Below are 24,499 nucleotides of genomic sequence, written 5' to 3'. Positions count from 1 at the left end.
GGAGAAAACACCGGGGTATTCAGGGGGGATAATTAGGGCCTAATCTCTCAGGGTGGGGTACGTTCACCCCTCTAATATGGTGGTGGAATTACACCCCCTGAAATTCAGGGGCTAATCAGGGGGGCTAATTCCGGATTTTCTTCACGGGGGGTTGCAGATTAGGGGCTTATTCAGGGCATGATTTTCACACACCGTGAACTTTAGACCCTGATTCAGGTGGCATAATTCATCCCCCTAAACAGTTAAGCGGGTGGGGCGAATTGTGGTTCACAACGAGTCCCCAACTCAATATGAGTGTGATTACTGACTACGGTCTGAAAGAGGACGACGTAGAGTTTCTGTCGACTGTCAAACAAATCGAAGAAAACCCTACGGAATATGATAATACTGATCCGGGGGAGACAGTCGCGAACGTCACGGTGCTCAAACAGGTGTCGGGCCTCTCGAAAAATCAGATCGACTACCGCGCTCGGGAGGGTGACGACAGTCGTGGGCTTGCCGATGATGGTCTGAATTTGATCCGCTCACATGGTCCCCGAGTAGAGGGCAAGGGGTTTGGTCCACGGTCGGTAGAACTGACTGACAAAGGCCATCGGGTAGTCGCTGAGATCAAGGAATCGCGCTCGTCGGGCGACGGTCGTGAGGGCGGTTCGGGTGCGGCTTCGTCGGCGGAGATCGAGGAACTTCGGACGGAGGTTTCTGAACTACGCGAAACGGTTGAAAATTTGTCTGAGGATATGGAGACGATTAAGCAAAATCGGACGGGCGCGATCGGGGGTAATCTGGGGGCCAAGCTCGAAGCGATCGCCCGGGCGTTCCCACAACAGAATTTCGTGTTGACCGAGGTACTTGGGATCGACATGGATGCGGTGGCGGCCGCAGATATTGATGACGAACAGGCGCTCAGAGAGCTCCGTGTTTCAGCGTACAACCATCTCACCGAGTCGATCGATGAGGCCGACTCCGAGCAACTTGACCCACCTGTAGAGAGCGAGGAACACGCGTAGGTTCTCCCCTGAGTAGACTGCGTACATCGGCTTGATGGCTCGTCGGAATTGTTGTCGATCTCACCGTGGATCTACCGCCGTATCTCGCTTACTGTTTACTTTGATTTATGGCCGAAATTATGTCTCCGAAAAGGCCTCCTCCAAGCCCGCTTGAAGCAACGTTTCCCGACGGTGATTGAGAGTAGACCCTGCGGTCTACGGGGACTTCCCGACTGACTCAGTCTGAGCTTTTGCGCTGTTCATCTCCGCTTTGCTGGTAGGACTCCCCGGCACTCTCACTCCCGTACCGGTCCATGAACACGGAGTCGATCTCGTTGTCAGACTCGACGTCGTCGGGGTGGTTTCCAGACTCGACTTCGGCGTCGACGATCCCTGACCAAGAGTCCTCAAGGTCGTCGTCTACCTGCTCGTAACCGGTCGCTGCGGGCTCGCCGTTCTCCGCGCTGGCACTCTGGTCGCTACTCGCGCTGGTGACGGGCGCCTCGTCTTTCGGCTCTGGTTTCTCGTTCTCGGGTGAGTGCCTGATCGCGTTTCTCGCATCGTCGACGGTCTGTATCTCGCGCCGGCCACCATCGGAGAGGCTACGAACCACGGCCTGTAGGTCTACTTCCTCTTGATCGGTCGGGTGGTAGTCGCCGTCAGCGAAGGCTTCGATCGCCCCCACGGAGAGGTCGATCCGACCGTCTGTGGCTATCTGTTTGGGGGTCACACGACTGCTATCTGTGGCCACGTCTCCGGCCTGTGGCTCGCTTCTGTGGCGTCTGTCTGTGTGGCCGTCTTCTCGGGCGGCTCCTCGGCTGGCTCCTCTGTACGTGCCTCCCCGAGTGCTTCTTTCTCGGTTGCCTCCTCGTTGACCGACTCGTCCTCGACTGGCTCCTCGCTATCAGCCGCGAACGCGCCGACCCCGCCCGGTGGGATGATGATCTCGTTGCGAATGTCCTCGTAGGTGAACTCACGCGCCCCCTTTGAGATACGGCCGAGCGCCGCTTGGAGGGCGATCCCCTCGTTTCCAGCCCCGATCTCTCGGTTCGCCGGGCAATCTCCGCGACCTCCTCGGCGGTGAGCTCGATCTGTTCGTCGCTAGCAATTTAACCAACAAAGCGATGGCTTGAATTTGTTGTTGGTTAAGGTGTCGCTTCGATAATTGAGGTGATCTCTTCTACTGTGGTGCATGGCCATAGCGATCGCGGACAGCCTCGGAATGGTCTGATCTGTTGAATCCGTAGAAGTCCCCGGCAGAGCTCTGCTGTCACACGCTGTTAATCAATGACGGTAGCCGCCACCGCTCGTACTGTCTCCTCCTGCTCAGCCACGTCGACGTTGACGAGGAAAATCTCCGGGAGTAGGCGGCGACGTATGGCCTCGAAGACGAAATCGACGCCTCGCTCCGCTACCTCGAGACGCACGGCGAGGTCGACGACTTTCGGCTCCCGGAGTGGGGACGAGTTCCGGGAGCTGGCGGCTGACTACGAGGGGCAACTACCCTGAGATCGAACATCGTTACCAGCCGTGCCGTCTGCCAGCGTCAGTTTGGGTCGTAGGGATTCGTCGCTGTATCGAGTCGGTAAACATCCTCGACAGCGTCAAAATCGTCGTCAAACGCATACAGGTAGCCGAGCCCCTCGGTTTGCATATACGCGACAATGCAGGCATCGACGAACGAAAGCGGTTCGTGTTGGCGGAAGAGAGCCTTCCCCGTCGCGAGGGCGTCAGTGGTGAGTGAGTCGATGTGGAAACGGGCGTTTTCTTCGATGCGATCGAGGAGATCCACGGCTGCGTCGTGGCCGGCGTGGGTCGTGAGGCCGTTGAGCGTTTCAGCGAGTACGTAGTCGAGGACGACTGCCTCAGGGAGCGTTCCATTGTCGATTCCTTGGAGCACGGGAAGCGCGGCATCGTGGGATCCATCCTGCCGGTATGCGGCGGCAAAGAGGACTGTCGTATCGATGAGTGCTCGCGGCATTTACTCGACGTCGACGCCCCAGGCGTCGTGATCGCTCGTCACATCGGTCGGTTCCTCACCATCGTAGCCGTCAAAGTCGGCGAACGTGCCTGTTTGCTGTCGGACAACGTGGACCCGAATGCTCCCGTCGTCTTCGAGATGCCAACGGAGTTGATCACCATCGTCGATACCGAGTTCCCGCCGAATCCGGGCGGGAATATTCGCTTGGTTTCCAGACACCTTGCTTTCGGCGTCAATTCTGTCGCTGCTCATACTTCCCGGTATGTGACTGACCGTGAAAAGCATAGTGTGCCGTCACACTACTCAGTAACAGGAGAGCGGTTCCGACGAAGAGGATGGTGAGCTATCTTGGAGTTGTTGGGAGCCGGCCGTCTGGTCGTCGGCCGGAAAAGGCACCCGGAAGCGGGTACACACTTTCGTTGACATCCTCTCCGCCCTGAAGGGCGAAGGTTCCCACGGCACCGTACCGCTGGGTTGGGGTGTTTACGGTTTGTAGCTGTCCCGGTGACGGCTACTGGCTGTGTCAATCAGCCGTTACTCCTATCCCGACTTGGGATTCAGAGGTACTTCTTACTGCATCCCGAAATCCACAACAGAAAGGGTGCTTTCTGTGTGGATTCGGGCAATCCCGATATTGTCCGATTAGGTGGGCGGGTAGACCGCCTCGGCTACCTAGCAGTATGACAATCACTCAGTTAAAACACCCGACCAGAAGCTCCTGGTTACTGTAGAGAACTGTCGGATTCATCCCCGCGCTGAAACGCGAGGCTTTCTCCTTGATTCTCCGTAATGGGACGGACCAATCCGACGTACCGAGATCGGTTGGGAGCGGTCGAAAACGAGTGGAGCGCGTTCCGACGAGCGCGACGAGCGCTCCGGGGCGAGGATCAATTCCGGTTCGACCACCTGTTCATGTACGCTCGCGATCGCGCCGACGCCGCCGGTCACCTCAACCACTCCGACCTGCTGGCGCCGGTGTGGATGGCGATCGCGCTTGAACAGGAACGCCGGATCGCCGAACCCGAGTTACGAGTCGACTCACTCACCGACACATAACCCGTGACGCGCACGCCGGAGTCTCTCGGAGACGGTCACCTCGCCCGATGGACGCTCACACCCGACGGCATCGCTCACGAGGTTCACGAAGAGAATCACCCGACGCTGTTCGTCGATGACGCCGCCGGCGACCGCTACGGATGAGCGGGTAGACCCGATCCGTTACCACCGTCAGAGGAGGGGCTCTATGATGCCCTGTGGGAACTCCGATCATTTCTGGACGGCCAGGATACGGTCTCGGGACCGGGAGGTTGTAGCTGTCGAGGCACTCTTCGAGCGAAGGCCAGCCTTACTCGGCGGGCACGCCTCTTTCCGGTCAGCAAACAGGTCGACGTGGCGGCCCGTCGTCTAGAGGCCCGCCACGGAACAGATTTCGGGAGCCGCGAGCTGCGCTTGCTAGCAGTTCACGTAGGCGTGGGGAACGTCGAGGACCTCTTGCCGGAGTTCACGAACGGCGGCCGTGAACCAGTCATTCTCGGTTGAGCACGAACGTGACGCTCTCTCCGTCGACGGCTGCTTCGAGCGTTCCGTCTCGAAGCGTCGCCGTTGTTGTGCGATCTGATCCGCCCGTGAGTGTTGCGGCGTCGCCGAGTAAGTCGCCGGTGTCGGCGGGGACGGCGGCAAACACCGCCGCGCCGTGCGGCGGTAGTTTCCGCTCGATGACCGGGCCGTCAACGAGCGTGCCCGACAGGCCGTCCCACACGATTGGGTCGGCTCCCGAGCCTCTCTCTAAGTGTTCGTATGCGTCGAATCGGACCGTCGACGGTTCGTCTGACCAATTAAACAGTGCGACAGTCGTGGTCTCGTCGCCCGGTCGGTCGCAGATGACACGTGACGGGAACCGCTCTGCGTCGAGCCCCGCGACCTCGGCGTCGCTCGCGGGCGGGATAGACCGTTCTAGTAGCCGTCGACTGGCCGGAGCGATCTCCGCGAGCCGGTCCGAGAACACGTTTACACCACCAGTCGTGGCGACGAGCGCTGCGAACGCCTCGCGCTCGGCTCCGGTGAGGTCGCTCGTGTCCCGAACGAGCTGGCAGTCGGGGTCGTTGAGCCACCAGCGCCGGTGCAAGTAGTTCCGCGTGAGCGTATTGCGGACGGCGTTTTTTAATGCCGGTTGGCTCCCCGATTCCCCTGGTGTTTCCCAGGTCGGATCGGTGTCCGGGCCGATCCGCATTGCGTCGAAGAGTCCGACGCTTGGGGCCATCGGCGCGCCGGACCCGAGGAGAAATACGTCGTCACCGGCCACCTCGGCGATCGTCTCGATCCCTCGACGGTACGCCTCCATCCGGGTCGCCTCAGCGTCGTATCGCTCACCGGGTAGCGCCGCTGCGAAGAGGAAATCAAGCTTCAGATACGTGAACCCCCAGTCGTCGACGACCGTCGACACGGTCTCTCGAAGCCAGTCGACAACTTCCGGGTGCGTCGTGTCAAGCCCGTACAGCGACGACCCGGCGCGGAAGCCGCCGTCGACGGGTGTTCCCGGCCCATCAGCAGCCGCGTCGGTCGGCTCCGTAATGAACCACTCCGGGTGGTCGGCGTGCAAGTCGGCACCGGCCTCCACGTAAAAGGGCGCGAGCCACAGCCCCGGTCGGTACCCGGTGGTTGAGATGTCGTCCGCAACGTCGCTCATATCCTCGAACCCGTCGGCGATCGATCGCCAGTCGCCGAACGCCTCCATGTACCCGTCGTCGATTTGGACGACGTCGACTGGAATCCCCCACTCGCGGAGTTCGGCGAGGTTCTCTCGTACGTCCGCTTCGGTGACGTCGGTAAAATAGTGATACCACGAGCACCAGCCGGTCGGTGAAGTTTCAGGCACGCGAGCGTTCATCCGCTCGCCGACGCAGTCAGCCAACGCAGCGAGCCCTTCCCGAAGCTCACGATCAGCGTCGACCCACAGCGGCGGGAGGGCCAACTGTTCGCCGGGCGCTAGGCGTGTCCCTTCGAGCGGGCACACCGCGCGGAGTGTTGCGACGCCACTGTCGTCGTCGTCGATCTCAAACCGGGTACAGTAGCGATCGTGCTCGAGAAACCCCGCCGTGACGTATCGGTCGTCCTCGACGAGTCCGGTCAGGTAACTGCTGGTCCGGTCGTCAGTCGACGCTGCGAGGTCGTTCATCATCGGGGCGTTGTCTGGGCTCTCCGTGGGGAAGCGCTCCCCAACCGGGAGCGTACCCGTCGACGACCACGACTGGTATCCGTGCCGGTAGACGCGCGCGTCCGCGCTGAATGCGGTCTCGAACCTAAAAGTAATGTCGCCCGCCCGGACCGGCTCGTTGCTAGCGTTCTCGACGGTGCAAATCGCTTCGACGCCGCCTGCTTCGGTCGAGAGTGACACGTCCGCGACCTGCATTCGCTCATTATCGCCATCGACTGCGGCCGCGTCAAGGGCCCCGACGAGTAAATTCCCGGCGTCATCCGCGATCGTGACCTCGTGGCTGGTCGGGTCGTACGTGACTGCGGTGGCGTCCGCCCTGCGTTTCTTCATACCACACGGTCCTTTCGCCCATATAAATATCACACCGTCTTCTCATACCCACCTATCCGAACGCTTAGGTGGCGCGGTTGAGTGGATGCGCTATGCGTATCGGAGTTTGTTACTTTCCCGAACACTGGCCGAGCGAGGAGTGGGAACGCGACATCGCTGCAATGGCAGACGCCGGCCTCGAGTACGTGCGAATGGCGGAGTTCTCGTGGGGAACCCTCGAGCCCGAGCGTGGCACGTTCAACTTCGAGTGGCTCGACGAAGCTGTCGAACTCATCGGCGACCACGGGATGCAGGCGGTGTTGTGCACGCCGACGGCGACGCCACCGAAGTGGCTGGTCGACGAGCGACCGTCGATCCGACAAGAAGATGCCGACGGGACCGTCCGCGAACACGGCAGCCGCCGACACTACTGTTTCAACTCCGACGCGTACCACGAGGAGACGACCCGGATCGTCAAGCAAATCACCGAGCGATACGCCGACTCGCCGCACGTCGCTGGCTGGCAGACGGACAACGAGTTCGGCTGTCATAGGACTGTCCGGTGTTACTGCGACGACTGCGCCGACGCGTTCCGGACGTGGCTCGCGGACCGGTACGGTGACATCGACCGGCTCAATGAGGCGTGGGGGAACACGTTCTGGAGCCAACAGTACGGAGCCTTCGAGGAGGTCGATCCGCCGGGCCCGACCCCTGCCGAACATCACCCCTCGCGTTTGCTGGCGTACGCACGCTTCGCCAGCGATTCGGTCGTCGAGTACAATCGCGTCCATGCCGACTTGATACGCGAGGCCGACCCCGACTGGTTCGTCACCCACAACTTCATGGGACGATTCCCGACGCTGAACGCGTATGACGTGAGTGCTGATCTCGACCGAGTCGCGTGGGATTCGTACCCGACGGGGTTCGTCCAGGACCGCTACGACGCGGAGGCGTCACCGGACCAGTTGCGGGCCGGCGACCCTGACCAAGTCGGGATGGACCACGACCTCTACCGGAGCGCGCTAGACCGGCCGTTCTGGGTGATGGAACAGCAGCCGGGCGATGTGAACTGGCCACCACACTGTCCGCAGCCGGGTGAGGGCGCGATGCGGCTGTGGGCTCACCACGCCACCGCCCACGGGGCCGGTGCTGTCCTCTACTTCAGGTGGCGGCGTTGTCTCGAAGGCCAAGAACAGTACCATGCCGGACTCCGGAAGGCGGACGGCTCGCCTGACCGTGGGTACGGTGACGCTATGCGAACGGCCGAGGAGTTCACCGCACTCGACGGTGTTTCTCACGTGGACGCTCCGGTAGCGACTATCTTCGACTACGACTCGCTCTGGGCGCTTGACACTCAGCCGCACGCGCCGGATTTCGATTACTGGGCGCTCCAAGAGGCCTTCTACGGCGCCGTGCGCAGTTACGGCGTACAGGTCGACGTGATCCCACCGAGTGCTGACCTCTCCGGGTACGCGGCCGTCGTCGCGCCCGCACTCCACCTCGTTACCGAAGGTCTCGCCGACAAGCTGAGCGACTACGTCGCCGACGGTGGGGAGCTCCTCTTCGGGCCCCGAACCGGCGTGAAGGACGCGGAAAACAAGCTCCGGCCGGCACCCCAACCCGGCCCGCTAGCTGATCTCGTCGGTGCGGACATCGACCAGCACGAGTCGCTGCCGCGACGCCTCCAAACCGCGGTCCAGCGAGTCGACAGCCCCACTGACAGCGGTGTCGATGAAGACGTGATTCAGGCCGTTCAGTTTCGGACCTGGGCCGAATGGCTCGTTCCCAACGCTGCTGAACCCATGTATGTGTACGACGTCGATGGTCCGGCGAACGGTCGGCCGGCAGTCGTCACCAATGTGGTCGGTGACGGCCAGGTCACCTACTGCGGGGTCTGGCCCGGGGCTGACTTGGCAGATACGCTCGCGTCAGACTTGCTCGAACGCGCGGATGTCCGACGCGCCGATCAGCTTCCAGACGGCGTCCGAGTCGGGTCCCGCGGCGGCTATACGTGGGTGACGAACTTCACGAGCGATCGGCTTCAGTTGCCGGGAATCGATCCAGACTCGCTCGTAGTGGACGACACCAACCGGGACAACGTCGACGTGGCACTCGACGGCGACTCATCAGCAGACGGCAGCTTTGTGGGACCGTACGGAGTCGCCGTCATCGAGGGAGACCGTGTCGATGGACTACAGGTCGCTAAGCCGTAGTTGAGCACGTCCGTCAGAAGCCCTAGTGGTTGTGGCCGTCGGTTATTTCGACCGTTCCCGTGTCCGGTAGTTCGGGAGCGTGTCGTCCTGCATCACTGCGCCGCGTCCGCCGTCCACGAGCAGGGCGGCCCCCGTAATGAACGCGGCGTCCTCGCTCGCGAGGAACGAGACGGCCCCGGCGACATCGGCCGGTGTGCCGATCCGACCGGTCGGATGGATCGACTCGACCTCCTCGAACCGCCCCTCCGGGAGCTCCTCGCGGGTTCGCTCGATCTCCACCCAGCCGGGAACGACCGTGTTCACCCGGACGCGTGGACCGAAGTCCACGGCCAGCGACCGCGTCATGCCGTTGATGCCCGCCTTCACCGCGTTGTACGGGAAGTGAGCGGGCATCGTCGCGTACGCGTGGTTCGACGAGACGTTCACGATTGCCCCGCGGTCCATGTGCGCGAGGGCTGCTCGTGCGGCGAGCCAGTACGCTCGGAAGTCCGTCTCCACGACGAACTCCCAGTCGTCGAGCGTCGCCTCGTCGGCGGCCGTCTCCGTCTGCACGCCAGCGTTGTTCACGAGCACGTCGACGGACCCGTACCGCTCGGCGGCCGCCTCCGCCAGCGCCGCCACGTCGTCCGGGTCGCGCATGTCAGCGCGGACGAAGGTCGCGTCGCCGGTCCGCGAGCCGTCGGTCGACTCGTCCGCGGTCCGATCCGCGATCCGGTCGACGACGGCCTCGCCGGCCTCGACGGTGCGACCGCTGACGACGACGTTCGCCCCCTCGTCGGCGAGCCGTTCCGCGATTCCGGCGCCGATCCCGCGCGTCGACCCGGTGACGATCGCGGTCTCGCCGGCGAACCGGCCGGACACCGCGTGCTCGGTCGGGGACTCGTGTCGGCGTGTCATAGTTCGCCTCCGTGTCGGCGCGTTCGAGTTCTCATCCGGCTCACCACTCCGCGACGGAGCCGTCGTCGTGCCGCCAAACGGGGTTGTGCCAATCGACGTCGCCGCGCTGTTCGCGGACGTACTCCTCGTCGATCTCGATCCCGAGGCCGTCTCCCTCGGGGATGTCGACGAAGCCGTCGCGGTACTCGAACACCGTCGGATCGGCGAGATAGTCCAACACGTCGCTCGTTTCATTATAATGAATGTCGAGCGACTGCTCTTGGATCAGCGCATTCGGCGTGCACGCGTCAACCTGAATGCAAGACGCGAGTGCGATCGGTCCGAGCGGACAGTGGGGCGCGATCGACACGTCGTACGCCTCGGCCATGGACGCGATCTTCTTCATTTCCGTGATCCCGCCCGCGTGCGAGACATCCGGCTGGATCAGGTCCACGGCGTCCGTCTCGAACACCTCTTTAAAATCCCACCGCGAGTACATTCGCTCGCCGGTTGCGATCGGGATCGTCGTCGACTGCCGGATACCCGAGAGCGCATCGTTGTGCTCAGGTAACACCGGTTCCTCAATAAACATCGGGTCGTACGGCTCAAGCGCGGCCGCAAGCCGCCGAACCATCGGTTTCGACACACGCCCGTGGAAATCGACTCCGATGTCGACCTCGTCGCCGACCGACTCCCGAACAGCCGCGATCCGGTCGACCGCGTCGTCCACGGTGGCTGGGGTATCGATAGGCCGTAGCTCCGCGGTCGCGTTCATTTTTAGCGCCGTGAATCCTGCATCGACCTTCTCTTGAGCGGCGTCACCGACATCAGCCGGTCGGTCCCCGCCGATCCACTGATACACGCGGATCCGGTTCCGTGCGCGACCGCCGAGCAGCTCGTGGACGGGCGCGCCGAACTGTTTCCCTTTGAGGTCCCATAACGCCTGGTCGACGCCGGCGATCGCGCTCATCAGCACGGGGCCGCCGCGATAGAATCCGCCACGGTACATCGCCTGCCAGTGATCTTCGATCCGTGTCGGATCCTCGCCGAGTAGGTAGTTGTCGAGCAGCTCCTCGACCGCGGCGACGACCGTGTGAGACCGCCCCTCCACGATCGGCTCTCCCCAGCCGACGGTGCCATCGCTCGTCGTCAGCTTCAGGAATAACCAGCGGGGCGGTACTTCGAACAGCTCGTAGTCGGTGATGTACATGGTAGGTTAGTCAGTCTTCAGTTGTCCCGACGACTGCTGAGTCGACGGTGTCCGTCTTGGTCTTAAGCGCGTCGCCGGTCTCGGCGTTGAACAGGTAGAGCGCCGCTTCCTTGAAGTCGAACGGGACGTGCGTGCCCTCCGTCGGCCGGACCGCCGGTGCGACGCGGGCGGTGAGTTCGTGGCCGGCCATCTCCATGTAGAGGAAGTTCTCGTTCCCCATCGGCTCGACGACCGTCACGTCGGCGGTGTTCTGCCCCGCCTCGACGACGGTGATGTCCTCAGGTCGGACGCCGACGCTGACGCGGTCGTGCCCCGCGACCGGTTCGGGGTTGGCGAGCTCGTACGTGAACCCGCCGGGGCCCCGAAGGGTCGCGCCGTCGACGTCGGCAATAAAGAGGTTGATACTCGGCGAGCCGATGAAGTCCGCGACGAACTGATTCACGGGCGAGCGGTACACGTCCTCAGGCGCGCCGACCTGTTGGAGCACGCCGCCGTCCATCACGGCGATCCGGTCGCCCATGGCCATCGCCTCCGTCTGGTCGTGCGTGACGTACACCGTCGTGACGTCGAGATCGGCTTGGAGCTCCTGCAGTTCGGTCCGCATGTCCGACCGGAGCTTCGCGTCGAGGTTACTGAGCGGCTCGTCCATCAGGAACACAGATGGCTCCCGAACGATCGCCCGTCCGAGTGCCACGCGCTGCTGTTGCCCACCGGAGAGCGACTTCGGCTTCTCGTTGAGCAGTTCGCTGATACCGAGCATCTCGGCGACGTTCTCGACCTTCTGTTCGATCTCGTCACCGGTCAGCTTCGTCGAGAGCTTCAGCCCGAAGCCGATGTTGCCCCGGACGGTCATGTGCGGGTACAGCGCGTAATTCTGGAACACCATGGCCACGTCACGTTCGCTGGCCCGGCGGTCCGTGACGTCTACGTCGCCGAACCGTATCGAGCCGTCCGTCACGTCCTCAAGGCCCGCGAGACAGCGGAGCGTCGTCGACTTCCCGCAGCCGGACGGCCCGACCAAGACGAGGAACTCGCCGTGGTCGATCTCGACGGAGAGGTCCTTCACCGCGACCACGTTCTCAGTTCCGGAGTCGTACACTTTATCGAGCTCAGAGATGTTGATTCCTGACATTGGTTACTCCTTGAGCGACCCCGCGAGGATGCCGCTAACGAACTGTTTCTGCAGCAGTAAGAACAACACGACCATCGGGACGATAGCGAGCGTCGCCGCCACCATGATCTGATCGTAGTAGATACGCTGGAAGCCGGTCAACTGTGCCAACCCGATCGGGATCGTGTACATGTCCGCGCTCTCGAGGATCACGAGTGGATACAAGAACAAGTCCCATTGGAACAGGAACAGGATGATCGCCAGCGCGGCCAGCGACGACCGCATCGTCGGGAGCGCGATCCGGTAGAATATCTGGATCTCCGTCGCCCCGTCCATCCGGGCGGACTCCAGCAACGCGTCCGGGATCGATTTCATGTTCTGCCGCATGAGGAAGATTCCGATGGGGTTCGCCGCCCACGGGAGGATTATCGCTCGGAACGTGTTCGTCCAGTCCAGCTGTGCCATCAGCAGGAACAGCGGGATGACGAGGAGCTGGATCGGCAACACGAGCGTCGCTAAGATCGCGTAGAAGATCGGCTCCTTGAACTTGAACTCGTACTTTGCGAACGCGAAGCCGGCCATCGAGCACAACACCAGCGAGAGCAGCGTGTAGATCACCGCGATGAGGACGCTGTTCCGGATCGTCCGGACGAAGTCGAGCCGCTCCTGCAGGGCCGCGAAGTTGTCGAGGAACGCCGTCCCGGGTACCAGCCGCGGCGGAAACTGCAGGAACTGCTCCTGCGGGAGCGTCGCCGCCACCAGCATCCAGTACAGAGGGACCATCATCACCACGACCATTGTGACGACGAAGGCGTACGTGAGGAACTGCCAGACCGCGTCCTTCCGGCGCTGTTCGCGCATCAGTCCTCACCCCCGATCTTGATCTGGACGACAGAGAACACGCTGACGATCACGACGAACACGACCGTGAGCGCGCTCGCGTAGCCCAGGTTGAAGTTAACGAACGCCTGTCGGTAAATGTATTGCACGATAGTGATAGTCGAGTTGGTCGGACCGCCGCCGGTGATCACGTACGGCTCGGCGAACAGCTTGAACGTCCCGATCGTTGAGAGGACGATGACGAACAGGAACACCGGTTTGAGTTGCGGGAGCGTGACGTATCGGAACTTCTCCCACCGGTTCGCACCGTCGATCTCGGCGGCCTCGTACAGCTGCTGCGGGATCGTCTGAAGCCCGGCCAGCAGGATGATCATGTTGTATCCGGTCCACCGCCACGTCACCGCCGCGATGATCGTGTTCCGCGCCCAGAACGCGTCGGTCAGCCACGGGACGGGGCCGAGTCCGACGCCGGCGAGGGCGTAGTTGAGGAATCCCAGCTGTTCGTTGAAAAGCAGCAGGAACACCGTTGAGTACGCCACGAGGTTCGCCGAGACGGGTAACGCGATCGCTGTGCGGAACACTCCTTTAAGCCGCAGAAACGACGCGTTCAGCGCGAGCGCGAGGGCGAGCGCTAGCCCGATCATCAGCGGGACTTGTATCACCAAGATGTACGACGTGTTGAACATCGACTGCCAGAACAGCTCGTTGCTGAGCAGGCGGGCATAGTTCCCGAGCCCGATGAACTCCAGCTGTGCGATCTGCGGGATCTCGAGGTACAACGGGCCGAGGTCGATCCAGAACAGCGACCCCTGTCCGACTCCTCGGTACTCGAAAAACGAGAGGTACAGCGTGTAAAACACCGGGAACGCCAGGAACGCACTGAACAACAGGAAGAACGGCGCGATGAATATGTACGCGACTCGCGGCAGCGTCGGCGTCGCCGCCGTCAGGTCCTGTCTGGCGAAGCGGAACCGGTCCCAGAGCGGTCGCGCCGCTCGCCTCGACCGTCGCGTCGCTCTCCCGACTGCACCGCGAAGACGGCGGCGATATGCCTGCCCGACGCGATCGTCTGTTTCGTCAGAAGTGGCCATGCGATCGACTCCTCCCGGATTACGCGAGGTCCCGATCGGTGTTCTCGGCGACCGTCTCCGCGGCCGCCTGCACGGCCTCTTCGGCCGACTGTTCCCCGTTAATCATACGCTGGAGCTCCGTTTCGATGGCCTGCGACACCTCGGGGGTGTCTTCGGTGAACCGGTAACCGGGAGCCTCCTGTGCGACCTCGGCGAAGAGCGCCCGCGCGGGCTGTCCGTCGTAGAAGTCGAGCTCCTCCTCGAAGACCGGGTCCTCGTAGGTGGTTTCAAGCGCCGGGAAGAGCCCGTACTCGTCGTACATCGCCAGCTGCATCTCCTCGGTCGCCAGCGAGAACTGCAAGTAGTCCCAGCCGCGAGCCTTCTTGTCGTCGGACACCTGGTCGGCTATCATGAGGTTGGAGCCGCCCCAGTTGGACGCTCGCGGGCCGCCCGACTCCAGCGCGGGGATCTTGAACACGCCCCAGTCGCCCGCGGTGTCGGGGAGCTCGGCGCGCAGCGTCCCCTCCATCCACGCCGCCGAGGGGAGCGACGCGATCGTCGCGTCGCCGTAGGCGCTGAACCAAGCGGACGTCCACCCCTCAATGTTAGCCGCGATGTCGGCGTCGTAAATCTCCTTGATGTTGCGAGCCACGCGGAGCGACTTCTCGTTGTGGATGTTCACCTCGCCGCTCTCGAGGAAGGGTTCGCCGGAGAGCTGACGGAACTGGTACCGCCAGACGCCGGAGAGGTCCCCTTCGGGGAGGTTGAGCATGTACTGCTCGTCGGGCAGCTTCTGACCCTCCTCGATGAAGTCCGCCCACGTCTCGATGCCGTCCGGGTCGATATCGTGTTCGTCGTACACCGACCGCCGGTAGTACACCGCCGTCGGGCCGGTGTCCCACGGGAGCGCGTAGATGTCGCCGTCAACGGTGAGCGCCTCCCACTTCCCGGAGATGAAGTCGTCTTTGACACCCGCTTCCTCAATCTCGTCGGAGAGGGGTGCGACGGAGCCCGTGTCGATGAGCGAGGGACCGTCGACCGACTCCAGCATGGAGACCGCCGGCGCGCCGGAGCCCGAAAGCAGGTTCGTCTGAAGCCGGTCTTTCATCGCGGACCGACCGAACTCCTCGACGGCAACCGTTGCGTCGTTCTCGGACTCGTACTCCTCGGAAGTTATCATCAGCGCTCGCGCGGCGACGTCCCACCCCCACACGTTGATCTCCGACGCCATGCCGTTGCCGCTGTCGCTCTCGTCGCTACCGTCACTACCATCGCTGCTGTCGCTACCATCGCTGCCGTCGCTACCGTCGCTGCCATCCCCTCCACTTTCGGGATCGCCGGTTCCGATGCACCCTGCGAGTCCCGCGAGCCCCGCGATTCCCGCGCCTTTCATGAGTCGACGTCGCCCGTATTGTGCGTAGTTTGGTTTGTTAGTCATGATCGTACCTGACTATCCGTTCCTCATGCTACAGCTATATAAAATTACTGGACATTTGTCCTAAAAACAGCTCAGAACCGCATTATTTGTGTTTTCATAAGCTGAACAGAGCCCAGTTATATACGTTTTTTCAAATTTATGCCGCGTCCGCCTAGTATTGCGGGTATAATATATTTAATTTATAAATTTTATACCCAATATTATGTTCTGATCCACGACTGTGTTCTCCTATACTAAACAAGTGTTATACCGCTGTCTCCCATACCACTCTCAGAAACGATGGGAGACCCGGACACCATCTCCGTTCAGGCGACGGCAACGTCCCTGCAGATCGTCGAGGAACTATACGAGCGTAACGGCGCCGGAGTCACCGAATTAGCCGATTCGATGGATGTCTCGAAAAGCGCGGTTCACAACCACCTCTCGACGCTCTGTACGCTCGGCTACGTGAAGAACATCGAGGGGACCTACGAGCTCACCCATCGGTTCCTGCGGATCGGGTTCGGGACGAGAGAACGGAATACCGTCTATCAGGCGGCACAAAGCGAGATACGAAAACTGGCGCAGAACACAAACGCGGTCGCGAACCTCGTGGTTCCGGAAGAAGCGGACGCCATTTACTTACACCGGATCGGTAATGACGACCATCCAATCGCAGTAGGGGGGAGCGTCCGACTCCACGGGGCCGCGGCGGGCAAGGCAATTCTCGCGTTCCGGTCAGCGGACGCAGTTGACGAGTACGTCAACCGCTATGGGCTCGATAGAAAGACTGATCGGACCGTGACGGACCCGGCGACGCTTCGCTCCGAACTCCGGTCGATCAGGGACCGAAAAATCGCGTTCGATCGCGGCGAGCTCGACGCGAACTGGCAGTGCGTCGCCTCTCCTATCGTCGTCAACGGCGATCCTGTGGGCGCAGTCACCGTCTCCGGGCCGTCTGACGAGATGCAGGGGAAACGGCTCGAGGAAGACACGGCCGGGCTCGTTTCCAGTGCCGCGAAAACAATCGAACTCGAACTATTGTGACGCGCACGATCATCCTCGACACGGTTTGATTTAATACTCCTCCGAGGGAGGGCCTCACCATGCAAACTGACCGACTAGACCGAATCACGGACAGCGGAGTAATTGCAATCCTCCGGGACGTAGACACAGACGACGCCGGGGCGGTCGCGGATGCCGTTGTCGACGGCGGCGTGACGGCGCTTGAGGTCACGGTAGACTCGCCAAACGCGATGGCATCGATCGAGCTGATATCGGATCGGGTCGAGGACGTGCTGGTCGGCGCGGGCACCGTGCTCGACGCGGAGACAGCGCGTGCGGCACAGCTCGCAGGCGCGGAGTTCCTCGTGACGCCGACGGTGAACCGTGACGTCATCCGAACGGCGAACAGCTACGGAACGCCGATCGTGGTGGGCGCTTACACGCCGACTGAGGTGCTTGAAGCCTACCAAGGCGGCGCCGACGCGGTGAAGGTATTTCCCGCAAAGACTGGGGGACCAGATCACGTCGCAGCGATCGGCGGCCCCCTCTCGCAGATCCCCCTCGTCCCGACCGGCGGCGTCGGTGCGGAGAACGCGGGCGCCTACATCCAGGCCGGTGCAGTCGCGGTCGGTGTCGGTAGTTCAATCGTTGACCACAATGCAATTGCCGACGATTCGTACGGCCGGGTTGCGGCAAACGCCCAATCGGTCGTCGAGGCTGTCTCGGCAACTCGGGATTGACCGGATTTGGTCACCACAGCCTACTTATTCGACGCTGTCACGGACTATCTGTTGGGTAAGAAAGGGTGACCCACCGCAAGTATTGTCATCACTTAAACTACCTCTATCGAACCACTCGGCAATAGCGTTCATCACAGATCCCACCGTTAACTACACGACCCTACAGATAGGCAAGGAGAAAGCCCACGGGTTTAGCCGTGGGGTGAATCCGACAACTACAGTAGCATGTGCGAACTACGTTGTTGCTGGATATTCAACTCTCCAATTCATCCAACCCTGCCTCTAGCACTTCGGTGTATGCCTCTGAGAGTCCTGGTTACTGTAGAGAACTGTCGGATTCATCCCCGCGTTGAAGCGCGAGGCTTTCTCCTTGATTCTCCGTAACGGGAAGGTCTCCCCCAGTCTTTTACATAGCCCCAGCTGTCGTACATCGCCTCGCCGCTCCCGTAGCCAACGGTCACGCCGTCAGTCTGCGTCCAGCCCGCTGGGGGTGTTCCGCTTCGCCTTCGAGCACCCCGTGGACGGCGTATCGGAGGTCCTCGTGGGCTTGGTTGTCAGTCGTTCGGGCGACTTGGTCGTGTTGCTCAACAACGTACTCGGCTTGTTCGAGGACTGTCGTTTGGGCTCGTGGGCTGGACCATCATTGCGCTCTTCTTTGATGGTTCGTGGTCGATGGTCGGGCAAACTGCTGTGGAAACAGTTCTTTCGCTTGTTACGGCCTCTGTAGCAGCCATGATCTTGGAATACTTCGGAATCGACCTCGGTGAGTGGGAATCTACTCTCCTGCTTCGTACTCACCTGCATCCCAGCTCCGGCCGTTAATAGTCTCGTTAAGCGCTCGCCGATCTGCTTCGTCGAAGTATTCCGGATGCCGTGGATTAATTCTCGGTGTAGGGCTCTTTCCGAACAGAATCGATCTTTTCCACCGGACGAGCATTCCCATCTTAAGTTCGACAAGTATCATCTGTAACTGGATCTGAACCTGTTTTTTTCTTTCTGACGGCATTCCCCCAGGTCCAGTTGAGACATCAAAGCCAGGAGCGAGTACCCAATAGTCGACGTCGAACTCCTCGTAGGTGTAGGAGCGATAGTTCAGTAGCTGTGCGATCCCCTCAGAAATTGGCCCGCCCTGTCGTTTAGGCGTCCGTTTGACCTCGATCCCAATACATCCGACAGACGGGTGCTCTGCGAAGATATCAACCCGGCCATTTCGATTGTCATCCCACACTTCTGTCGAAACGTCCCAGTCGTACTTCTCAAGCAGTTTCACGAGGTGTTTCCGATACCCTGTCTCATACTCGTAATTCACAATATTCAGACGGGGGAATCCGTCCACAAGGGCGTCTTGGTGATAATCTCTATTCTCCCAGTCGAATTCGTCCGTAGTCGATCGGGCCATTGTGTGTCGTGAGTTGTCTTCGCGGCAATCGGTGTGCGAGCGATGCATCTGGTAGACTGCTTGCTGTGTCGCGAGTCCACTCCCGCCTGTTCCGTTGCTGGAGAATCTACCTGGAATCGATACCTCCACAAGGTAGCCGGCGGCCTCTTTTGTGGCCTGCCTGAGGCTCGGAACCGATGCAGCGTTGGCTGCCCTGCCGTCGCCGTCCGGATCTCGGCTGATCGAGTAGGACCGCTTCTGAACTGTCTTGTCAGTTGGACATCTCCCCTCACCGCCCTGTTTGGATCGCCGCGGCTGTCTCCAGCAGTTGAAGTGACACGCGCGGTGGTCGGGCGAGCCCGTAGAGGGTGGCGTGAGCGCTCCGGCCTCTGGCCCGCACTAGCCGCCTCCGTCTGTGTGACGGCGTACCACTTCCGGTGTCCGCCCACCGTTGTCGGCCGAACACGAGGGAGATCGCTGACAGTCCCAATACGGCGGTCGTAGCTACTGGCCGAGATGTCGGCGCGCTCGATGAGTTCCTGCCGACCACGTGGCTCAGACGCGTTGAGTAGCGTCGCGTACAGCTTCGTCGCCGTCGGTGCGAGGTCAGGGCGGAAGCGACTGCTCGGCAGCGTTGTCGCCGCCCTGATCACTGCTGGCTCCCACTCCTGTTGGCGTGGGTCATCGAGTGCTCGCACCAAACAGGTGACCGCGTCGTACGGACTCGCTCGGTGTGGCACCTCGCGGCCGAACGATCGGAGGCAGAACCGCGTGAGCTCGCGTCGAACACGCGGCGTCCACCCGGTGTCGTACTCCACGGCGAGTTCGTCGACGATCCGGCGGAGCGACGCGTATGTCGTCCCGTCGCGAACGGGCACGGTTAGCGTCGGTGCCCGTTCGTTGCCGGTGGCGATCGCCTCGCGGAGGGTGTCGAGTTCCGCGGCAAGCGCCTCGGAAATGGCTGTCTGGAGCGTTGTCGCCGTCGGTCCGGCGAGCACCCACGACGCTGTTAGCTCCATCGAAGCGCCTGTCTCGATGTCGTACGGCAACCGTCGCTTGAGCTTCGCCGGACGCTCTTCGAACAACATCCGATAGCCTGAGTGAACGCCGTACACCGACTGTTTCGGCACCGTATACCGAATGAAGTCACAAAGATCGTCTCGCTTCGTTTCGCTTTGGGCGAGTGTCTCGGTGTCCGGCAGCCGGACCGTTAGGGTCAGATCGACGCCAGCAGCGTGATACAGCTGGGTCGCCGTCGCGATGAGTCCGTGGAGGTCCTCGAATAACTCACCACGGGCCGCACTGTCGGAGCTATCGGTGAGCGAACTGAGGCGAGTGAGATGCGTCTCGCGGACGCTCTCGATCCGGTCACGCCAGTTCTCGTACACCTCCTCGTGTTCGCTGAACCAGCCGACTTGCTGACCGCGACGCAGAGTCCGGCCGGGTGAACCGGTGTGTCCGCCGGACCCACCGTGGATGTTCGCGAACGTCTCACCGAGTCGCGTCGGTGTGAGGACCTCCGACAGGGCCGTGTCGCTGAGTAAGACACCCGCGAGACGTCCCAGTGTGGCGAGTGGACCGCCCCACTGGACGATGGCGAGACACTCGCCGTCGAGGTGACTGAAGTAGCTCACTCGACCGTCGTCAAACGGTTCAACCGGGTCATCAACGAGCGTAACCGCTCCAGTCTCCGCCGGGATGGTGAACCTTTGGTGGATCGACGCCGCGTCGTGGGTGTCGATCCGCTGGACGTAGCCCTCGTCGCCGTCGCCGGTCGCCGCAAGCCACGATTCGACCGTGGTCGGTTCGGTCCCCAATGCCCCTCGCGGGGGCGACACTGTACTTGGTGAATCGTGAGTGGTCGCGGTAAGACTGTGTGCCAACTGGGTCTGGTCCGGGTGGTGGAGCTCACAATCCGGCGTGAGACACTTACTGACGGCCGTCTCCCCGAGGTCGGTGAGCCGAACTGTGTTGTGCTCTCGACGCCGGTCGATCGCAACTAACCCTCGCGACTCCAAGTCGATGACGTACCGACCGATCGTCCCGCGCTCGATCGCGAGTTCGGGATCGGCTTCGAGCTCGGCGTACGTCAGACCACTCTCGGTGGGTAACACGGCGAGTAACTGCCGTTTCCCGGGTGCGGACGCGAGTCCATCGAGAGCGATCCACGCCAATTGTGTGATGTCGGTGGGTGCAGCTGGTTCATCGGAACCGCGGTGTCCCTGTTGGGGGGACCGGTCCCGGCTGTCAGTAAGACCGAGATGGACCTCGGTCCACCGCGGGTACCGGTGGGTGAGTTCGTGCTGGAGTGCCGGCGAGGCGACAACCCGGACGTCGAATCCGTCTGCGAGGACGGCGATCGCCGCGAGTGCACGGACTCCGGTCCGACGGTCAGTCAGTTCGGTCCATGCTGGCCCACCGAGGACCAACGTAATCGCTCGTGGGGTGGGATCGAACTCGCGATGGAGCGCGACCGGCCCCTTCGCGAGCGCCCCGAGTCCGGCGTTGACGGCGCCGCGTCCCGTCCCGATTGCTTCGACCGTTTCGACTAACGATTCGTGACGCCGCTCGTGATACGTCGACTCGGCGGTCGAATTAGTGTCGGTTACGGCGAGCTCGGTGATCGCCTGCGTGTATGCGACCGCCTCCGCGGTCGCGTCGTCCCACGCGTCGTTGAGGGAGTTCCACGCCGGGAGCGTCGCATCGAGTATCGATGAGCTCGCACGCCACGCGTCGGTGTGATTTGTCTGTGCGCGTACCGTCTCGATGCTTCCCTCGCGAAGCTGTTCGAGGACATCTGGCACCCACTCGGTCATCCGCGGCGAGACCGCGGCACAGCGGATACCAGCCGCCTCATCGCTAGCGGGTGGACGCACGAGACGGACGCCACGCTCGCGGCCCTGTCCGGTGGATTGTGGACGCGGCACTCGGGAGTGATCGTTGGCTGGCATCACTCGGATGGCTCCCAACAGTTGACCACCGCGATGAGCCGCCGGAGTAGCTGCCGGATGTACCGCCGTAGCGTTCGCGAGTCTGGATCGACACCGCGGGCAGTCCGGAGTGCGGCCGCAATCTTGGGGTGGCAAGTCTCCTCGATCGCCATCGTGGCCTGCAACAGGGCCGCGTTGACAGCGCCCGGATTGTGAGCGTCGCTCGCAGTGAGGGCACGACGAAGGTGCGCGATCGTCGCGCGCACGGTGTCCACGTCTACTGCTTGCTTCGGCGTGGGTGGGTGTGGACGATGGCGGCCGGTCGTCGTGTTCCGACGGTCGTCGACGAAGTGTGGCGGCGACATCAGTCGTCACCCTCCACCGTTGGTTGATGGCCACCGACGGTCACCTGTGTCCGGGCTGTCCGGCGCTGTTGCCGCTGGGTCGCCGTCGGCACGACCTGCTCGGCGAGTGGTGTCTCGGGCGGCAGCCAGCGGATCGTCGTCGTCGCTGGCGCGCTCACGCCCACGGGTACCGGGTCGATGAGAATCGGCCACGTCGATTGGGTCGCCGCGTCAGAGGCGACACCGATGCGCCCGGTGACCATCAGTTCGTGGACACCGAGGGTGAACACCGCTTGCTGGCGATGTTCGGCGTGTGCGCACACACAGTGGCCGACCTCGTAGATCCGCTGTTCGGCCGGCTTGTGGACGTACGCGACGACGTCGTCGCCTTCGATGAACGACCGACCGCAGTGTTGGCACGTCCTCGACGTGGCTGCGAGCGAGAGCTGATCGAGATCCGTGATGATGTCGCCCGCGGCGGACCTCGCTGCGGGCGCGGTGGCGTGCTGCTCGCTGTCCCGACTCATGGTCCCCGATTCACGCGGGCGAATGAGTGGCCGCAGCACCAGCCACAGCGCGGGCAGACCCAGCCGTTGACGAACCGGTTGACGAGCCGGTCGCACTGGCGGCATCGCCAGAGTTTCTTCATCACGCGTGGCCCTCCACCGCTTGTCGGACGGTCACGTCGTCGAGGTCACCCGTGAGGGTCTCGCGGGCGTCGAATCGGATAGACGACGGTCGCGTGCGGCTCACGCCGTCTCACCTCTCGCCTGCCATGCGCGGCGCGCTTCCAGGGCGCGTCGGGCCGACTCGGTGAGGCGGTACTCGTTGGTGCGCTTGTCGCGCGCCCGCTTGGCGACGAGGTCGCACTCGACGAGCTCGTCGAGGTTCTGGTAGAGGCGGCTGTGGTTGAGTTCATCGCCGTAGTAGCCGGCGAGTTCCGCCTTCAGCGAGAGTCCCTTGCGGGCGTCGTCGTGGGAGAGCGCCCACAGGAGATCGCGCTGGAAGGCGGTGAGATCGGCGAGGGTGTCGCCTGTGGCGGTCCCGCTCTCACCGGTGTCGACGCTACTCACCGCGCACCCCGTGCACGTCGCTGCGGAGGTCGCCGAACGCGGACGCGCACTCCTTGCAGAGCGCGCCGCCGAACGCCGCGTCGTAGCCGTCAGCCGGCGCTTCGCAGAGACCGCAGCCGTTCGTTCGCCCGCACAGTTCGTCAGCCGTCGCGCAGGGCTTAAGCCCCGCAGTTGCCTTCGTTGGCATGGTTCTGTGGTTTCAGCACAGAACCCGACCCGGTCGGGTGTCTCAGCACCGCGACCGGGATCCTACAATTTCTCACTAGCCGAGGGTTCGTCACTCGGGCTCCGTTGTTGCTCTGAAACACCGCGGTAACTTCAATGTAACGACGGTGCCTAAAAGTGATAAACGACCGTAATATGGACAACGGTACATCAAAGTCATATATGAGATATGCGGGTAACTGGATGACTGCAGTAGATGACCGCATTCTGGAGTATCTATCTGAGCACGAATCCGGCTCTCCTACCAAAATGAAACGGGAAGGCCCAATTCGATACTCTCGACAGCAGGTCCATCGCCGGTGTAAGAAACTGGCCGAAAATGGACTCGTCAAAGACCTCGGAAACGGCGTTTATATGATCACCGACGATGGTGAAGCCTATCTTGACGGTCGGCTTGATACCGAGAATTGGACCTACATCGATGACGACAGCCACGCCGTCGAGCCACAGGACCCGACCAACGGTGAAACCTCAAACGGAGGCGCCAGTTGAATGCGAGACTCCGTTCCGTGGATGAATGGGCTTGATGAGCGAGTCCTCGAACGGCTCGCAGATGTGGGCGACTCCGACGCTTGGGAGATTGGCTTCGACCTCACCGGCACCGTGAGCCCCGGACGAGTCACCGAGCGCTGTAAGGTGTTGCTCGACGCCGAGCTCGTCGATCGCTACGAACAGGAGATCGTCGACGGCCGGTTTGAGATCTACTGGTCGATCACGACGTGGGGGCGGCAATATTTGAGTGAGGAAGTTGACCCCGGACTCGACGTTCCCGAGCCCGGTCCCCGACCGCCTCATGCTACTAGGCCTAGTGAATGGGCAGGGTTCTAATAGTACAAATAACAGAACAACAAATATTAAATATTTTACAGTCGGCTGATAATACAACACGTGCCCCGAAAAGCTCGTTTGACTATTGCCATTCTTATAGCATCTCTGTTCGCTGGAACAGTGTTTGCTTACCTTACACGAGGATCTACCGTTGATAGTCACATATTCACCACAATGGCAACTGTAGAAGGAGCATTTGTAGGAATAGTATTCTCGATATTTGTACTAGCATCACAAGTGAGTGCGGCGCAGTTTACTCCTTTAACATTGGAACAATTGAGTAAATCTCGCGGGTTTGCCGTGCTACTAGTTTTTTATATTATCTCGATTTTATCAAACTTGTATTTGAGTCACGTACAAACAGTATCCGTACCTCGTTTTAGCTATATATCTGAATGGAATATTGCATTGGGCATAGGAGTTAGCCTAACGACTGGTAGTGTTTAGATAAGCTGATTCCATGCGAAGGCAAACGCTTGAAGCCAATTTTCAGCGGTATTCGGCTTGACATGGCTGAACGTATTTGAGAACTGGTTTGTTCGTCGTTTTACTTCACGAAAGACACGTTCGACGGCATTCCGATTCCCATGTGTAACGTGTTGGAATCGGAGCCCGTGACGATGACAGGCCGCCTGTAACCACGGAGCACCATCGACGAGAAAGATTGCGTCGTCGACCTGATGTTTCTCACGCAGTTCTGAGAGAAACATCGAGGAGATCGCGTTCGTTCTCGTTGGATAGAGCCGAAC

23 protein-coding genes and 3 pseudogenes are annotated in these 24,499 nt (G+C 61.5%); 9 read left to right on the top strand and 17 right to left on the bottom strand.

The window, feature by feature from the left end:
• Positions 1-296: 296 nt before the first annotated feature.
• The gene (locus DJ81_RS09510; protein WP_141212562.1) at positions 297-1,007 is read left to right on the top strand and encodes a hypothetical protein; all 711 of its coding nucleotides are present in this window, start codon (positions 297-299) and stop codon (positions 1,005-1,007) included.
• Positions 1,008-1,224: 217 nt separating this feature from the next.
• Here DJ81_RS09510 and DJ81_RS09505 read toward each other — a convergent pair whose 3' ends face one another.
• Positions 1,225-1,716, bottom strand: a complete 492-nt coding sequence (locus DJ81_RS09505; RefSeq protein ID WP_094527050.1) for a hypothetical protein — start codon at positions 1,714-1,716, stop codon at positions 1,225-1,227.
• A 520-nt stretch (positions 1,717-2,236) separates the two neighbouring features.
• On the opposite strand from DJ81_RS09505, the pseudogene DJ81_RS09500 reads away from it, so the two are divergent.
• Positions 2,237-2,495: pseudogene (locus DJ81_RS09500) on the top strand (transcriptional regulator TrmB); the annotation flags it as partial.
• Between the two features lie 37 nt (positions 2,496-2,532).
• Here the strand turns inward: DJ81_RS09500 and DJ81_RS09495 are convergent.
• Complete coding sequence (locus DJ81_RS09495; RefSeq protein WP_094524337.1) at positions 2,533-2,967, bottom strand: PIN domain-containing protein; 435 nt, start codon at positions 2,965-2,967, stop codon at positions 2,533-2,535.
• Positions 2,968-3,219 carry an AbrB/MazE/SpoVT family DNA-binding domain-containing protein gene (locus DJ81_RS09490; protein ID WP_094524336.1) on the bottom strand — a complete coding sequence of 84 codons (252 nt, stop codon included), beginning with the start codon at positions 3,217-3,219 and terminating at the stop codon, positions 2,968-2,970. It abuts the gene before it with no gap.
• A 537-nt stretch (positions 3,220-3,756) separates the two neighbouring features.
• Here DJ81_RS09490 and DJ81_RS09485 point away from each other — a divergent pair.
• Both DJ81_RS09485 and DJ81_RS19200 read left to right on the top strand, forming a co-directional pair.
• Positions 3,757-4,023 carry a hypothetical protein gene (locus DJ81_RS09485; protein ID WP_094527052.1) on the top strand — a complete coding sequence of 89 codons (267 nt, stop codon included), beginning with the start codon at positions 3,757-3,759 and terminating at the stop codon, positions 4,021-4,023.
• Between the two features lie 3 nt (positions 4,024-4,026).
• A complete protein-coding gene (locus DJ81_RS19200; RefSeq protein WP_170938288.1) occupies positions 4,027-4,167 on the top strand; it encodes a hypothetical protein in 141 nt (46 codons plus the stop codon).
• 325 nt (positions 4,168-4,492) lie between these two features.
• Here DJ81_RS19200 and DJ81_RS09480 read toward each other — a convergent pair whose 3' ends face one another.
• Positions 4,493-6,511: a glycoside hydrolase family 36 protein gene (locus DJ81_RS09480; protein ID WP_094527053.1), complete on the bottom strand. Its 2,019-nt coding sequence runs from the start codon at positions 6,509-6,511 to the stop codon at positions 4,493-4,495.
• Positions 6,512-6,603: 92 nt separating this feature from the next.
• Between DJ81_RS09480 and bga the strand changes: the two genes are divergently transcribed.
• Positions 6,604-8,703 carry a beta-galactosidase Bga gene (bga, locus tag DJ81_RS09475; protein ID WP_094527054.1) on the top strand — a complete coding sequence of 700 codons (2,100 nt, stop codon included), beginning with the start codon at positions 6,604-6,606 and terminating at the stop codon, positions 8,701-8,703.
• Between the two features lie 42 nt (positions 8,704-8,745).
• Here the strand turns inward: bga and DJ81_RS09470 are convergent, their stop codons facing one another.
• The 6 genes from DJ81_RS09470 to DJ81_RS09445 are packed head-to-tail and all read right to left on the bottom strand — an operon-like array spanning position 8,746 to position 15,203.
• Positions 8,746-9,600, bottom strand: a complete 855-nt coding sequence (locus DJ81_RS09470; RefSeq protein WP_094527055.1) for an SDR family NAD(P)-dependent oxidoreductase — start codon at positions 9,598-9,600, stop codon at positions 8,746-8,748.
• Between the two features lie 40 nt (positions 9,601-9,640).
• On the bottom strand, positions 9,641-10,789 hold the full coding sequence (gene dgoD / locus DJ81_RS09465) for a galactonate dehydratase (RefSeq protein ID WP_094527056.1): 1,149 nt from the start codon (positions 10,787-10,789) through the stop codon (positions 9,641-9,643).
• 10 nt (positions 10,790-10,799) lie between these two features.
• Positions 10,800-11,921: an ABC transporter ATP-binding protein gene (locus DJ81_RS09460; RefSeq protein ID WP_094527057.1), complete on the bottom strand. Its 1,122-nt coding sequence runs from the start codon at positions 11,919-11,921 to the stop codon at positions 10,800-10,802.
• 3 nt (positions 11,922-11,924) lie between these two features.
• Positions 11,925-12,761, bottom strand: coding sequence for a carbohydrate ABC transporter permease (locus tag DJ81_RS09455; protein ID WP_094527058.1), 837 nt, complete (start codon positions 12,759-12,761; stop codon positions 11,925-11,927).
• Positions 12,761-13,831, bottom strand: a complete 1,071-nt coding sequence (locus DJ81_RS09450) for a carbohydrate ABC transporter permease (protein ID WP_094527059.1) — start codon at positions 13,829-13,831, stop codon at positions 12,761-12,763. The genes DJ81_RS09455 and DJ81_RS09450 overlap by 1 nt, the downstream gene beginning before the upstream one ends.
• A gap of 19 nt (positions 13,832-13,850) precedes the next feature.
• Positions 13,851-15,203, bottom strand: coding sequence for an ABC transporter substrate-binding protein (locus DJ81_RS09445; RefSeq protein WP_094527060.1), 1,353 nt, complete (start codon positions 15,201-15,203; stop codon positions 13,851-13,853).
• Positions 15,204-15,527: 324 nt separating this feature from the next.
• On the opposite strand from DJ81_RS09445, the gene DJ81_RS09440 reads away from it, so the two are divergent.
• Positions 15,528-16,274, top strand: coding sequence for an IclR family transcriptional regulator (locus DJ81_RS09440; protein WP_094527061.1), 747 nt, complete (start codon positions 15,528-15,530; stop codon positions 16,272-16,274).
• A 59-nt stretch (positions 16,275-16,333) separates the two neighbouring features.
• Entirely contained in the window at positions 16,334-16,972 is a 639-nt protein-coding gene (locus DJ81_RS09435; RefSeq protein WP_094527062.1) for a bifunctional 4-hydroxy-2-oxoglutarate aldolase/2-dehydro-3-deoxy-phosphogluconate aldolase, read from the top strand.
• Positions 16,973-17,370: 398 nt separating this feature from the next.
• On the opposite strand, the pseudogene DJ81_RS19885 reads toward DJ81_RS09435, so the two are convergent.
• From DJ81_RS19885 to DJ81_RS09415, 6 genes and pseudogenes are all read right to left on the bottom strand, one after another.
• Positions 17,371-17,591 (bottom strand): annotated as a pseudogene (locus DJ81_RS19885) (hypothetical protein); the annotation flags it as partial.
• Positions 17,592-17,747: 156 nt separating this feature from the next.
• A complete protein-coding gene (locus DJ81_RS18780) occupies positions 17,748-18,242 on the bottom strand; it encodes a hypothetical protein (RefSeq protein WP_141212561.1) in 495 nt (164 codons plus the stop codon).
• Positions 18,243-18,286: 44 nt separating this feature from the next.
• On the bottom strand, positions 18,287-21,166 hold the full coding sequence (locus DJ81_RS09430) for a plasmid replication protein RepH (protein ID WP_212589838.1): 2,880 nt from the start codon (positions 21,164-21,166) through the stop codon (positions 18,287-18,289).
• A gap of 134 nt (positions 21,167-21,300) precedes the next feature.
• The gene (locus tag DJ81_RS09425) at positions 21,301-21,645 is read right to left on the bottom strand and encodes a hypothetical protein (RefSeq protein WP_141212560.1); all 345 of its coding nucleotides are present in this window, start codon (positions 21,643-21,645) and stop codon (positions 21,301-21,303) included.
• A complete protein-coding gene (locus DJ81_RS09420) occupies positions 21,645-22,151 on the bottom strand; it encodes a hypothetical protein (protein WP_094527064.1) in 507 nt (168 codons plus the stop codon). Before DJ81_RS09420 ends, DJ81_RS09425 begins: the two co-directional genes overlap by 1 nt.
• Before the next feature lie 222 nt (positions 22,152-22,373).
• Positions 22,374-22,697, bottom strand: coding sequence for a helix-turn-helix transcriptional regulator (locus tag DJ81_RS09415; protein ID WP_094589435.1), 324 nt, complete (start codon positions 22,695-22,697; stop codon positions 22,374-22,376).
• A 387-nt stretch (positions 22,698-23,084) separates the two neighbouring features.
• Here DJ81_RS09415 and DJ81_RS19645 point away from each other — a divergent pair, with 387 nt between their 5' ends.
• Both DJ81_RS19645 and DJ81_RS09405 read left to right on the top strand, forming a co-directional pair.
• Positions 23,085-23,414 carry a helix-turn-helix transcriptional regulator gene (locus DJ81_RS19645; RefSeq protein WP_094589433.1) on the top strand — a complete coding sequence of 110 codons (330 nt, stop codon included), beginning with the start codon at positions 23,085-23,087 and terminating at the stop codon, positions 23,412-23,414.
• Positions 23,415-23,750 carry a repressor phrH2 gene (locus tag DJ81_RS09405; protein ID WP_094589431.1) on the top strand — a complete coding sequence of 112 codons (336 nt, stop codon included), beginning with the start codon at positions 23,415-23,417 and terminating at the stop codon, positions 23,748-23,750.
• A 443-nt stretch (positions 23,751-24,193) separates the two neighbouring features.
• On the opposite strand, the pseudogene DJ81_RS09400 reads toward DJ81_RS09405, so the two are convergent.
• Positions 24,194-24,499, bottom strand: a pseudogene (locus DJ81_RS09400) (IS6 family transposase); the annotation flags it as partial.

Source organism: Halorubrum sp. Hd13, assembly GCF_002252755.1.
Taxonomy (GTDB): Archaea; Halobacteriota; Halobacteria; order Halobacteriales; family Haloferacaceae; genus Halorubrum.
The sequence above is the reverse complement of the archived record's forward strand: the minus strand, read 5'-3'. Positions and strand labels throughout refer to the sequence as shown.